The organism is Bacillus sp. ISL-18 (assembly GCF_018613415.1).
In the GTDB taxonomy this organism is placed as follows: Bacteria; Bacillota; Bacilli; order Bacillales; family Cytobacillaceae; genus Neobacillus.
In genome coordinates this window covers 35,888-49,468 of sequence record NZ_JAGGQG010000010.1, presented here as the reverse complement: position 1 = coordinate 49,468, position 13,581 = coordinate 35,888, and the positions used below count along the sequence as shown (strand labels likewise).

The following is a 13,581-nucleotide window of genomic DNA, read 5'->3' as shown; positions in this document are numbered from 1 at the left end:
CAACCACATACTTGTATAGGCATATGCTATCAGAAGAAAGGTGGGATAGCATGATCCATACAGTTCAGCCAGGCGAAACACTGGGGGCGATTTCAGCAAACTATCGAGTGAGCCTAAGGCGCCTTTACGCTGCAAATCCAGGAATTGGGCATTTGCATGTGGGACAAAAAATACAAATTCCAGGTCTGCCCGAACCTAATACCATACCCTATTCAATTCAGATTTCTGTTGGCAAGAAGAGACTTACACTATACAACAATGGCCGGTTTGTAATAATTTTTCCAATCGCGGTCGGCAAGATGCTTACCCAAACCCCAGTGGGAGATTTTATCATCGTCAATCGCCAGTATAATCCCGGGGGGCCATTCGGGGTTTTATGGCTTTCTTTATCGAAACAAGGCTATGGGATTCACGGGACAAATGATCCGAGTTCGATCGGAAAGTCCGTCTCTCATGGTTGTGTAAGAATGTATAATCGGGATGTGCTGCAACTTGCGGGAATGGTTCCAAATGGAACTAGGGTTAGTATACGTCCATAAAAATCCCACTCCCTAAAAAAGGGAGTGGGATTACTCGATTATTTGTATATAACTATTGACCCAACCGATTTATCCTTTGCTTGTCCGTTTACACGAACCTTCAAACCATAATTAGGGATGTTGCGGCCTGCATCAGGCAAGAAGGTGTTTAAGAAATTTTTACTGTCATCAAATAGTGAAACAGCTGGTTGGCTTGGAAAGTTTATCGTATAGGTCGGGTAAGTAATATCTAAACCTGAAGTAGGATTTAAACCGAATGCAGCATCTGCGACTTGGAAACGGGAAATTGCTTCATCACCTGTGCTTAATTTAATATCTGTTCCAAGGTGAGCATCAACGACGCCTAAGAAACCATCTCCTGGATGTATTCCTGTCCAGTTATCTGTATAGCTATCATCCACATACCAAACAACTAAACCACCATCATAGCTCATTAAGGATTTTCCTCGTTTAATATGGGCAAGACCTTCATCAACGCCTTTATGGTTCCGCCATTCTAATAAATAATAATGGTTTGTAAGTTTATTACCATCCATTTTTGTGAATTTATTTAAAGTAAATGGGGATGCAGTAGTTTCTCCACCGTCATCTAAAAGTGTTTTTCCATCTGCTACCACTTTAATTTTGTCAGCAAAAAATCCAGTAAGTGATGTACCCCAATCTGTTGCATAACGGAGACGAAGTTTGATCTTTTTACCCGCATAAGTAGAAAGGTCAAATGACTGGGCTTCCCACCCATTAGATTTTCCTGTAAAACCAGGCATAGAGTCAATAATAGTTGGATAACCTTCTGCAACGACATCAGACCTAGTATTGGTGTTTCCAAGGGATGTCCAAGTTTTACCGTTATCGACTGAAACTTGTGCAAAAGCAAAATCCCATTGTTCTTCAATATCATACCAAGCATCAAATGTTAAAGTCGCGGAAGTTTTTCCTGTTAAATCAACGTCCGTAACCATATTTGAATCCATCTCATCTGCCTGGCCGCCCCAGTATTCAAAGCTCCCTGAAGCTGGAGTGTTTACTGGAGTTTTCTTATCAGGCAGATTAACACGAATGGCCTGATTGTTTTGACCAAGTGGTGTATTAGCTTGGTCAAGTAAGAATTGTATCCCTTTTGTTGAAACATCATTCCACTCCACAACCGTAGGAGCTGTCCATTTACCGCCTAGCGTAGATTGGAAGTATTGTTTAGCCCAAGGAGAGAAGCCTGTTGGTTCTGCACCAGGAATCTTTCCAGCCCATGAGCCGCTTGACATAATCGACCAATATTCATTTGCCTCCCCTGCACCAGAGTAAATTGTATCGTATTCATCGGGAAGACCTAAATCATGGCCGTATTCATGCGCGAATACACCAGTAGCACCATCTTCAGGCATCATCGTGTAATCATAAAATCCAGGTAACCCTTTACCTAGACCGTCTGGGTCAACCAATTTTGCAGAACGGTGTGACCAAATTGCATTATCTCCTTGTGCCCCTCCGCCAGCTTCTTGGCCCATACCAGAATGAATAATTTGAAGATGGTCTACTAATCCATCTGGTTCCCAGAAATTTCCGTCTCCATCAAGATCATGTGGATCTTCTAAGTCATAGTCTTGTAATGGAATTCCTGCTGCTTTTGCTGCTGCGTATGTGTCAACAACTAATTGTTTAGAACCGCCTGGAGTAACGTTGTCATGTCCCCCTGATGCTTTATCCGCTCCATAATACGCCGCCGTACCAGGCACCTTTAGCCAACCATATGCTTGTCCTTCAATCGTATAAGTACCACCTGATTGTTCTTCATAATATTGTTTTTGTGAAACCTGATTCTCTCCATCTGGCCCTTTATATTGATTCTTTTCTCCAAAGATCATATCCTCATAATGCTCAAGATTATAATCTTTATAATAGTTATCTGTTTCTGTCGGTCCAATTGAATTGTGTGGCAGATCGGAAAACTCAACAGTTAATGTGAGTAATTTCCCTTTTTTCTGGATACCTGGTGATGTTCCTTCTTGTACAGGATCCGGATTACCTTTTAATTGTCCATATTTATTTCCTTTTCCTTTTAATAAACCGTTAGTAAAATCTTTAAATTTTCGCTGCTTTTCAGCATCCCCGGCTTTTACTTTTGCAGTGCTTTTTGTTTTTCTGTTGAAGAAGCGCTTTTGGAGATTACCCCTCGCTTAATCAATGAATCTAGTAATTTCTCCTCATTTACAACTGACAGATCTAGTGAACTATACGACTGAGAGACAGCGCTAGAACTCTTATGTAGCAATTCTCCGCTTGTAAGACTGCTGCTGTTTACATAGTTGCCAGGAAATCCTGAGAAAATGTACCAGCCATGACTGCAGTTGTTAGACCAGTTTTAAATAGTTTCTTCAAAGATAGACCCCCCTAAAAAAATGTAGTTGCAAATTTAATAATATTCTGAAAATAATGTTGAGCAATAGGATTATTTCCTCATATTTCTTCTTATTTCCTGAAAAATCAGTTATTTGGCAACAGTTTTCGACAGCTTTATTATTTTTTTACAGGGAATTTAGCAAAATTACTAGAATAATAATTGGGGGAATATTTTTTTACATGGTTAATGACAGAATCCTTAATATCCGTTGGTTGATAGCGTTTGCAAAAAAGTTATTCAAATGACTATTATTATAGTTTTAATATAGTTTTAGTGGAAGGTTTATTAAGACTTTCGAATGTTTTGCCCATAGTGATCTGAAAAAAATAGAATATTCCGTAAACACACTTAAAAAGCTCTCCTTTTTTAAGGAGAGCTAAATCTTTAAGAAAATGACCTGCCTTCGCTGCTTGAACTCGATTGTTAAGATTAACTGTGTTGCCAACGAGGAGAGGGCCTGTTTTAAGTGCGTATTTAAAAAACATTTTGTCAATTTATTTTGTAATTAATTCCTGACTTTTTTCTAATACTAATCAAATAAGAAAGTCTAAGGACGGTTGTTTACATGAGGTTGAAAAATAAAAATAGTATACCTTTCTTAATTTTGTTTATAATCCATACATTCCTCATAGGATTAGCCTTTTATAAAAGTAAAAATAAAAAGGAAATAATAATTTTTCTGGGTTCCATTATGGGATTTTCCTATTTATTAGAGTTCTTTGTATTAAACTTGTTCAAGGGATACAAATATATGCCAAATGTTTTAAAAAATAAATCGTTAGACAATATTCTAGGAGCTTTTTTATCACAGTCCATTTTTGTTCCTTTTACTGCAGTTTACCTCACTTTGACTAAATCAGGTATAACGAAGAAAATGCTTGGGGGCATTTATTTTTCCTTAATTGAGTTATTATTTTTGCGCCTGGGGGTATATAAGCATAATTGGTGGAGAACAGTTTATACCTTGATTCTAATCCCTATTTACTTTGTAATAAGCGATTACTGGTATTATATGCTTGCCAAAAAAAATGAGCTCACCCGTAAAATCTCCTTCTTTTTGATGATAATGGTAACGGAAACAAACTTATTTTTACTTTTAGCCTTCCTTCGTAAAATTCGATTTGGTTGGGGCAGATATCATGCATGGACGGAACATTTTTTAATCACACCTTTATATTCCATTACATTTTCGCTTTTTAGCTGCTTTACCTTAAAAAAATATAATGGTTATTGGGAAAAATTGAAGGTGATTTTGTTTGATGCCTGTTTGTATCAAATTTTTCTTAGAACCAAGTTATTTAAAACAAAGATTAAATTAATAAATTATATTTTAATAAAAAGTGTTATGGTATTTGTTTATGGAACATATAGAAAGTGGATTTTTGGCGGATCGAAATGAATCTCATACAAAGGAAAAAAACGCCTATTTGGCGTTTGGGTTTTATGAATTCTATTCTTGATTATTAAAAGAGGGCATGATACAATGACTGGTGGTATAATATGTATATTGTTAACAGAGTTTAAATATCTATTATAACATTATCATATAATGTGTACATTGTCAAGGAATTGAAATCTATTTTAAGGGGAAGTGGTTAGATGAGCGATAAAGAAAGCACCGACTTACGACTGGAGCAGGAGAGAGTAGGTACGGTTGTAAAGGTCATCGATCAAAAGATAAAGAGTCTGCAAAATAATACCGGAACTGTACGCTCTGAAGTTATCGAGATTCGCAAGAACTTTTGGGAAGATGTTACGGTTAACACAGATGAACCAGATGACATTATAGAAACGGCAGCAAGTATTAAACAACAGGCTGAACTTCTCTCAGAGCGCGAACGTACGCATAGTCACTTGGATAAAAATCTTAAAACACTGGCCCGATTAAAATACTCACCTTATTTTGGCCGGATTGATTTCCTGGAAGAAGGCGAGAGGCATGTTGATCAAGTCTATTTAGGTATTGCCTCCTTAATGGATGAAAACGACGAGAATTTTTTAATTTATGATTGGCGGGCACCGATTTCGAGTTTATATTATGATTACTCTCCAGGCTATGCGCAATATAAAATACCTGAAGGTACCATAGAAGGAGAAATGTCGCTAAAACGGCAATTTATCATCCGGGAATCAGATATAAAAGCAATGTTTGATACAGGTGTTACGATTGGTGACGAAATGCTTCAGGAAGTGCTTGGGAATAATGCAAATACGCAAATGAAGAGTATTGTTGCCACCATCCAGCGGGAACAAAATGAAATCATCCGAAATGAGCGAAGCAAAATTTTAATCGTTCAGGGTGCAGCAGGGAGCGGAAAAACCTCAGCAGCATTACAGCGCGTTGCCTATTTACTCTATCGTTATCGGGGTACCTTGAACGCCGAAAACATTATGCTTTTTTCCCCTAACCCTCTTTTTAACAGCTATGTTTCTACAGTATTGCCTGAACTTGGCGAAGAAAATATGCAGCAATCTACTTTTCAAGAATATTTAACGCAGAGATTGGGGAAAACCTATGATGTTGAGGATTCATTTTCACAAATGGAGTTTCTTCTTAGCGGAAATTTGGAAAAGGATTATCAGACAAGAGTGGAAGCTATTCGTTATAAGGCCAGTCTTGAATTTAAAACGTTAATTGACCAGTACGTATCTAAGTTATCAAACCAAGGCTTAATCTTTAAGGACTTATCCTTTAGAGGTGATAAGATTATTTCTAAAAAAGAAATTAGCGATTATTTTTATGGATTGGAGAGCAGTTATTCCATTCCAAACCGAATGCAGCTGGTAAAGGAATGGTTGTTAAAGGAATTAAAGCGCGCTGTTAAACGAGAACGTTCTCAGAGCTGGGTAGAGGAAGAGGTTCAATTCCTTGAAAAAGAGGATTATATGGAAGCATTTAAGAAGCTTCAAGAGAAGAACCGCTTTTCGGAGAATACCTTTGATGATTTTGAGCGGGAACAACGGTTGCTTGCCGAAATGGTTGTAAAAGAAAAATTCAAACCATTATTTGCAAGAGTAAAAAACTTAAAATTTATTGATCTAACACAAATATACCTGCAATTGTTTAAGGAAATGGAACAATTCAAAAAGGGCTTTCCAAAATATTGGGCAGAGATGTGTCAACAAACAATTGGTCACATACAGCATAGAGCGGTTCCCTATGAAGACGCTACGCCTCTTGTTTACCTGCAGGATTTACTTGAGGGCCGGAAATCAAACACCGCTATTCGCCACATTTTTATTGATGAGGCACAGGATTATACACCGTTCCAGTTTGCCTTTATCCAGCGCCTGTTTCCTTACAGCAAAATGACTTTGCTCGGCGACTTTAACCAGGCCATCTTCTCAGGGGCAACAGGTTCGCAAACAGTTTTGACTGATTTGGATAAAAGTGAAAAAGAGGTTGAAACTTTTGTCCTTACCAAAACCTATCGTTCAACCAGAGAAATTGTGGAGTTTTCCAGTGCACTTATTTCAGATGGGGAAAAAATCGAGCCATTTAATCGTAGAGGGAAAAAACCAACAGTGAGCCATGTGGACGAGGCACAGTTAAATGGAAAAGTTCTTGGGAAAATTAAACAATTTAAGTCAGCAGGATATCAAACAATTGCTGTAATCTGTCGGACGGAGGCAGAAAGTAAAGCATTGTTTGAGGAACTTAAAGAAGCAATTCCGCTCCATTTAATTGAAAAGGGAACCATCTCTTATGAAAGAGGAATTAATGTGATTCCATCTTACTTAGCTAAAGGAATAGAATTTGATGCTGTCATTCTTTATGATTGTTCCCGCTATCAAAAGGAAAGTGAACGGAAATTATTTTATACGGTCTGCACACGTGCTATGCATGCCCTGCATATGTTCGCTACCGGTGAAAATAGTCCTCTCATGGCTTTAGTCCCTAAGGATGTTTACGATGTTATTTAAATAAATTAAAAAGCGGCAAGGGTCCGATTGGATACTCCTGCCGCTTTTTAAGCTATTACTTTTTCCATTGCTTTACAATTTGTTCAGTAGCAAGACGTAATATCTCATCTTCAGATGTTTCACGCTGTGCAATAACATTGGTTAAGTAGCTTTTTCCTTCAAAAGTTATTTTTACTTCAACTTGGACCATTTAAAATCACCTTTTTCCTTATAAGTTTTGTTAAATTCGTGTGAGAGGTTATGATAAGCTTCCTAGTTCAATAGGTTCATTCTGTGGGATTGAATTAAAGTAAAAGTATTATGTCAAAAATTCTTAGGGAGTGTTTGGGATGTCTATAAAATTCGAAGAAATAAAAAAAGAAACTTTATATATTGCTCTTGAAATAATAAATTCAAATCCACAATATAATGAGATGGAGAATAGCAAAACAACTAGGTCACTTACGGATATGGAAAAAGAATTTCTAAACCCAAATACAACCAGTGAATTTATTAAGCTTGATGATACGTATATTGGGGTTATTGATTATATGCTGGTAAATCTAAAAGATTCTTTTCCGTGGCTTGGATTGTTAATAATACATAAAGAATATCAAGGATTTGGCTTCGGTAAACAGGCATATGAAAATTACGAGAATGAGATGCGAAATCGGGGGGTGGACAACATTAGAATTGGCATATTGCAAGAAAACACAAAAGCTCAGCGCTTTTGGAAATCTTTAGGATTTGTTTATTATATAACATCTAAAGCTGAAAATGGAAGTGGAATATTATGTTATCAAAAACAAATATAAAACTGACTCTGCCAATAGAAAGTTACACCTCGACCACCATAAATTCGTCAACAAATAGTTGTACTTCTTTTTTATCGACTTTGTTTTTTCTAATCATCGATTCTGCCATAACGATCAGTGTTTGTACGGATTGAATCCTTTTTAAATCATGCATTGAAACATCGCCATTTAATAATTGGATAGCTTTTTCTCTATTGTCTTGATTCTTAGAAGATTTGTAAAGCAGATAGGCAATACAGGTAACCTTGTCCACAAACTGACCTCCAATCAAGTATTCTTTTTTTATTAATTCGACTATATTCTAACGGATTCCTGCTAATTCTAAGATAGATATTTCTGAAAAATAAAAATATATTTACCAAAGGGTATTGGACGGGCGAGAAAAGCTAAAAAAACGACAAATTATTCCTTAACCCCGAATAATTTGTTGAATATTGCTTATGGGACATGGTATTTTGTATAATATTGAAGGGATAAAGAAAAATGATGATAGTCAGAATTCTACCTTTCTTCCCCTAGGATGAAAGGTTTTTATTATTATATCCGCAAAAACATTGAGTCTGGCTATTAGCATAACCTTTACATAGGATTTAGGAGGAAGAAGAATGAAACAGGTCTTAATTAAGGATTTGTACAGAAATACGGAAAGTTTTGTTGAACAGAAGGTTCAATTATCTGGATGGATCCGGACAATACGGGATTCCAAAACCTTTGGGTTCATTGAATTAAATGATGGAAGCTTTTTTAAAGGTGTTCAAATTGTTTTTGACGAGCAATTAGATAACTTTAAGGAAATTACCAAGCTTCCCATTAGCTCTTCGATTCGTGTAGAGGGTGACTTTGTTTATACACCTCAAGCAAAGCAGCCCTTTGAAATTAAGGCGACGGAAATTTCTATTGAAGGGACATCTAATGTAGATTATCCGCTGCAGAAAAAAAGGCATTCCTTTGAATATTTAAGAACCATCGCGCATTTACGTCCAAGAACAAATACGTTCAATGCTGTTTTCCGTGTAAGATCGTTAGCATCTTATGCGATTCATAAATTTTTCCAGGACAAAGGATTTGTATATGTTCATTCACCAATTATCACGGGCAGTGATACGGAGGGTGCTGGCGAAATGTTCCGTGTCACTACTATGGATATGGATAATCTTCCAAAAACTGAAGATGGCAAAACTGATGTAACAAAGGATTTCTTTAATAAAGAAACCAATCTTACCGTGAGTGGTCAGCTTTCTGCCGAAGCGTTTGCATTGGCCTTTAGAAATGTGTATACATTTGGTCCAACCTTTAGAGCGGAAAACTCAAATACGGCAAGACATGCGGCTGAGTTTTGGATGATTGAACCTGAGCTTGCTTTTGCCGAGTTACCGGATATCATGGATTTAGCGGAAGAAATGGTGAAGTATGTCATTGGTTATGTATTGGAACAAGCTCCAGAAGAAATGAACTTTTTTAACAGCTTTGTAGAAAAAGGATTGTTAGATCGTTTGAATCTGGCTCATTCAGCAAACTTTGGACGGGTAACGTATACAGAAGCAATTGAGTTATTGAAGAATTCAAGTGAAACCTTTGCTTATCCGGTTGAATGGGGACTTGATCTGCAAACGGAACATGAACGCTATCTGTGTGAAAAAGTCTTTAAACGCCCAGTGTTTGTTACAGATTATCCAAAAGAGATCAAAGCATTCTATATGCGTCTAAATGAAGATAACAAAACCGTAGCTGCAACAGATTTACTAGTACCGGGAATCGGCGAATTAATCGGTGGAAGTCAGCGTGAAGAACGTGAGGATATCCTAGCCGGAAAAATCAAAGAGCTTGGGATGAGTGAGGAAGACTATTGGTGGTATCTGGAATTAAGGAAATATGGCGGAACAAAACACTCAGGTTATGGCCTAGGTTTTGAAAGATTAATCATGTACTTAACGGGTATGGCTAATATTAGGGACGTTATTCCATTCCCACGAACAACTGGTAATGCTGAATTTTAATGATAGTAAAAAAGAAGATTCATTTCACGAAATGGATCTTCTTTTTGTTATTCATATTCAGTTTATGAATCTTCTTGCAGTTCTTCTTCAAAATAAAATGTACTGGGATGTTCTTTAACGATATACGAGTATCTTTTCATATTTTTCACATATTGCCATTTAGAAATGGTGACAACCTCACCTGTTTCTATGATATTTACGGTTTGACCATCATTGAAACGGTTATTCGAACTTTTCATTTCAACACCCCTTCACCTTAAGTATATCACAAAAATGCCACTTATGCCTGGTTACATATAGGATATGGAAATAACAATAAGAATAACCGGAGCCGTTCTCCTTTCCATTATTAGTTAACTATGGTATGCTTAATAAAAGCGAGGTGTCATTTTTGACCAATTATAAAGCAAAAAGAAGTAACCTCAAGGAGTTATTATCAAAAAGTGGTATGACTCTAGATAATTTAGAAAGTAATACAAACATTCCAAGGAGCCAGCTAGATAACTACATATCTAAAAAGGTAATGACTCTAAATTCGGCAATGACCATTTCAAAAGAATTAAATTGTCAAATTGAGGATTTGTATGTCTGGGAATCAGAAAAGTAATAAAACGTTTTGATTTATAAAAGCAGCAACCAAAAAAAACAGACTCTATGCAGAGTCTGTTTTTTTTTCGGTTAATTATACTTCTAAATCACATTTTTCTAAAGGGATAACCTTAGTCTTTTTAGTGAATTTGTAACCAAGCCATAAGATAAAGAATAATGGCAAGCCGATATAGGATACTAATACACTGCTCCAATCAATATGGTCGCCCATAAAAGCAGAGTAGTTTTGTCCTAGAACAACAAAAGCACAAACGGCAAAGGCAAAAATAGGACCGAACGGAAAGAATCTTGATTTATAAGGCAACAGGTTTAGATCTTTTCCTTGAGCAACAAATGCCCTGCGAAAACGATAATGACAGATGGCAATCCCAAGCCAAGCAATAAACCCTGACATACCGGATGCGTTTAATAGCCATACATAAACGGTACCATCTCCAAAGAAAGAGGCCAAAAATGCAAGTGTTCCTACTAACGTTGTCACGATTAAAGCATTAACTGGAACGCCATTTTTATTAAGTTTACCTAAGAATTTAGGAGCTTTACCTTGTCTTGCTAAATCCCATAGCATCCGTGTTGATGCATACATTCCTGAGTTACCTGCTGATAAAACAGCTGTTAAGATTACCGCATTCATTACAGAAGCAGCGAATGCAATACCTGCTTTTTGGAAAACAAGCGTGAATGGGCTGACAGATACTTCACCACTAGCCAAGTTTCCATTTGTATAGGGAATGAGAAGACCAATAACCAAAATAGCTAAAACATAAAATAAGAGGATCCGCCAAAATACAGATTTAACAGCACGTGGTATTGATTTACTAGGATCGTCGGTTTCACCCGCAGCAACACCTAATAGCTCAGTCCCTTGGAAAGAGAAACCTGCTGCCATAAAGATCCCCAGCATAGCCATAAAACCGCCGTGGAATGGAGCATCTCCGACTGAAAAGTTCTTAAAGCCAACTGCATGATCGCCCATGATACCGAAAATCATCAAAGTGCCGGTGATGATAAAAATAATAACCGTAACTACTTTAACAAGAGAGAACCAATACTCTGCTTCGCCAAATCCTTTTACAGAAAGATAGTTTAATAGGAACATAATGACTAAGAAAATGGCACTCCAGACAAATGAAGGTGTATGGGGAAACCAAAATTTCATAATCATGGTGACAGCGGCTAATTCTGCTGCAATGGTGATTGCCCAGTTATACCAATAATTCCAACCAAGGGCAAAGCCTAGTGATGGGTCTACAAATTTTGTAGCGTATGTGCTAAAACTACCGGCAACGGGCATGTAGGCGCCCATTTCCGCTAAGCTTTGCATTAGGAAGTAAACCATAACTCCGATGACAAGATAGGAAAGAATAGCCCCGCCCGGTCCGGCAGAGTGTATCGCACCGCCGCTCGCAAGGAATAAGCCGGTTCCAATTGTTCCTCCAAGAGAAATCATCGTCAAATGGCGAGATTTTAGACTTCGTTTTAATTCGTTTGAATCATTTTTAGATGTATGTCTTCCAGTATTATTTTCTTCTAATGGTCTTGCTGTTTGTCCTTGCATAATAAAACTCCTTTTCATTTTTTATATAGATCTGCTAACGTTACGCAGGTACCTGAAAGGTCAGCCTGCAATCACTAGTTCGAGAAGGAGTTTTGGAATAAAAAATGCCATCGAAGTAGAATCGATGGCATTGTGTATACCCCGCATCATACCTTCCGAAAGATAGCTCAACACGTTTGCTTGGTAGGTTCAAACGTGACAGTTCTGTTCCTATTCGAAAACAGACCCAGCATGCTTTTTTAGAGAACAAAGCACACTTCGGCAGCTTTTCCTTTCAAACGGAGTCATGGATGTCTCTACATCTCATTCGTTTTACTAATAAAAACCGCGACCTCTACCTCACCGGTTTTGATGAGGATTTAAACTATTCAATTAATATACTACTAAAGTATCATTATTATCTTTAAACTGTCAATAAGTTAATTGAAAATCAATAATATCGAAATAAACAGATTATTTTTTCTATTGGAAAAAAACTATTAAGTTTACTTTGATTTAGAGAATCAGTATCATTTAAAAAAAAGAAAAAATTGGGAAGCAGGAGGATTTGCCATGCAGATTATTGGAGTAATTGCCGGTTCCCTCATTGTAGTGGTGGCATTTAACCTTTTTTTAATTCCTCACGCTGTTTTAAGCAGTGGATTAAGCGGAATATCCATGATATTAGGGATGATTACCCCATTAAATACCGGTTTGGCAAACTTTTTATTGAATTTACCACTCATCATTATTGGTTATAAGATGCTTGGGAAAAAATTCATCATGAATACGATCGTTTCCGTGGTGATCATTTCTGTAGGCCTTTACCTAGTTCCTGTTCTTCCAATTGCGAAGGATTCCATTCTTTCATCCATTTTTGGAGGGATCTTAACAGGGCTTGGAGTAGGAATTGTCTTTCGTTCTTCGGGCTCCACTGGCGGGTTTGACATAATTGGGATGATCGTGTCGCGAAAAAAAGATTTTCCAATAGGAGGCTTACTTTCGGGTATGAATGCTGTTGTCATTGTGATAAGTGGGTTTCTATTTAATTGGGACGCAGCACTTAATACATTAGTATCAATTTATTTAACCGGAAAAGTAGTCGATACTATTTATACAGACCATGCCAAACTAACTTTGATGATTATTACAGATAAGGGCCAAGAGTTGAGGGAACATTTACTAACCAACCTTTATCGAGGTCTTACCATTATGGATGGAATTGGTGCATACTCGAATGACAAAAGAAACATATTAATAACTGTTATTACTCGTTATGAATTAAATGAAGTGAAGAATTTAATTGTTGAAGTGGATCCATGTGCTTTCGTCAATATCACCGAAACCATTGAAGTAATGGGGCTGTTTCATCGACAACATCCATCCTAAAAAGGTTTGCACTAAACATAATAAAGTGATCCGTTTTAGGGTGCTTTCTCATTAAAAGACTCAAGAATTGACGTATGTATTTGCATGCGTCTTTTTCTTTATTTATCTAGGTCTTTATAAAATTCTATTAACTTTGGCATAGCAATTAATATCATTATTATGATGGACAATAAATATTGTACAAGTTGAAGTGGTGTCCAAAGTCGGATGAACTTCGGACAAGGGCATGCTAATAAAGGCAGGTGGTGTCCGAAGACGAGTTAACTTTGAACAGGGGAAAGCTAAAAAAGCAAAGTAGTGTCCAAAGACGAGTGAACTTTGAACAGGGGAAAGCTAAAAAAGCAAAGTAGTGTCCAAAGACGAGTGAACTTTGGATAAGGGAAAGCTAAAAAAGCAA

At 37.0% G+C, this 13,581-nt stretch carries 12 protein-coding genes and 1 riboswitch; of the genes, 7 read left to right on the top strand and 5 right to left on the bottom strand.

All coding sequences use genetic code 11. The annotated features are described in order from the left end of the window. Positions 1–50 precede the first annotated feature (50 nt). A complete protein-coding gene (locus J7E81_RS13200) occupies positions 51–539 on the top strand; it encodes a L,D-transpeptidase family protein (RefSeq protein WP_215042736.1) in 489 nt (162 codons plus the stop codon). A 38-nt stretch (positions 540–577) separates the two neighbouring features. Here the strand turns inward: J7E81_RS13200 and J7E81_RS13195 are convergent, their stop codons facing one another. After that, complete coding sequence (locus J7E81_RS13195) at positions 578–2,473, bottom strand: immune inhibitor A domain-containing protein (protein WP_251028679.1); 1,896 nt, start codon at positions 2,471–2,473, stop codon at positions 578–580. 1,026 nt (positions 2,474–3,499) lie between these two features. Between J7E81_RS13195 and J7E81_RS13190 the strand changes: the two genes are divergently transcribed. Together J7E81_RS13190 and helD are read left to right on the top strand one after the other, a co-directional pair. Further along, complete coding sequence (locus J7E81_RS13190) at positions 3,500–4,333, top strand: hypothetical protein (protein WP_215042734.1); 834 nt, start codon at positions 3,500–3,502, stop codon at positions 4,331–4,333. 200 nt (positions 4,334–4,533) lie between these two features. After that, positions 4,534–6,858, top strand: coding sequence for an RNA polymerase recycling motor HelD (gene helD / locus J7E81_RS13185; protein WP_215042732.1), 2,325 nt, complete (start codon positions 4,534–4,536; stop codon positions 6,856–6,858). Positions 6,859–6,913: 55 nt separating this feature from the next. Here the strand turns inward: helD and J7E81_RS13180 are convergent, their stop codons facing one another. Next, the gene (locus tag J7E81_RS13180) at positions 6,914–7,048 is read right to left on the bottom strand and encodes a BA3454 family stress response protein (RefSeq protein ID WP_215042730.1); all 135 of its coding nucleotides are present in this window, start codon (positions 7,046–7,048) and stop codon (positions 6,914–6,916) included. A gap of 139 nt (positions 7,049–7,187) precedes the next feature. Between J7E81_RS13180 and J7E81_RS13175 the strand changes: the two genes are divergently transcribed. Beyond that, the gene (locus J7E81_RS13175) at positions 7,188–7,652 is read left to right on the top strand and encodes a GNAT family N-acetyltransferase (RefSeq protein WP_215042728.1); all 465 of its coding nucleotides are present in this window, start codon (positions 7,188–7,190) and stop codon (positions 7,650–7,652) included. A gap of 22 nt (positions 7,653–7,674) precedes the next feature. On the opposite strand, the gene J7E81_RS13170 is transcribed toward J7E81_RS13175, so the two are convergent. Further along, on the bottom strand, positions 7,675–7,905 hold the full coding sequence (locus J7E81_RS13170) for a hypothetical protein (protein ID WP_215042719.1): 231 nt from the start codon (positions 7,903–7,905) through the stop codon (positions 7,675–7,677). Between the two features lie 352 nt (positions 7,906–8,257). Here J7E81_RS13170 and asnS point away from each other — a divergent pair, with 352 nt between their 5' ends. Beyond that, positions 8,258–9,649 carry an asparagine--tRNA ligase gene (asnS, locus tag J7E81_RS13165; RefSeq protein WP_215042717.1) on the top strand — a complete coding sequence of 464 codons (1,392 nt, stop codon included), beginning with the start codon at positions 8,258–8,260 and terminating at the stop codon, positions 9,647–9,649. A 62-nt stretch (positions 9,650–9,711) separates the two neighbouring features. On the opposite strand, the gene J7E81_RS13160 is transcribed toward asnS, so the two are convergent. Next, positions 9,712–9,888, bottom strand: coding sequence for a hypothetical protein (locus tag J7E81_RS13160; protein WP_215042715.1), 177 nt, complete (start codon positions 9,886–9,888; stop codon positions 9,712–9,714). 152 nt (positions 9,889–10,040) lie between these two features. On the opposite strand from J7E81_RS13160, the gene J7E81_RS13155 reads away from it, so the two are divergent. Beyond that, complete coding sequence (locus J7E81_RS13155; RefSeq protein ID WP_215042713.1) at positions 10,041–10,256, top strand: helix-turn-helix domain-containing protein; 216 nt, start codon at positions 10,041–10,043, stop codon at positions 10,254–10,256. Positions 10,257–10,331: 75 nt separating this feature from the next. Here J7E81_RS13155 and J7E81_RS13150 read toward each other — a convergent pair whose 3' ends face one another. Continuing rightward, on the bottom strand, positions 10,332–11,816 hold the full coding sequence (locus tag J7E81_RS13150; RefSeq protein ID WP_215042711.1) for an amino acid permease: 1,485 nt from the start codon (positions 11,814–11,816) through the stop codon (positions 10,332–10,334). Between the two features lie 155 nt (positions 11,817–11,971). Further along, a riboswitch (Lysine riboswitch) is annotated at positions 11,972–12,161 on the bottom strand. Between the two features lie 207 nt (positions 12,162–12,368). Here J7E81_RS13150 and J7E81_RS13145 point away from each other — a divergent pair. After that, positions 12,369–13,184 (top strand): YitT family protein, encoded by an 816-nt coding sequence (locus J7E81_RS13145; RefSeq protein WP_215042709.1) that lies wholly within the window; start codon positions 12,369–12,371, stop codon positions 13,182–13,184. The last annotated feature ends 397 nt before the right edge of the window (positions 13,185–13,581 follow it).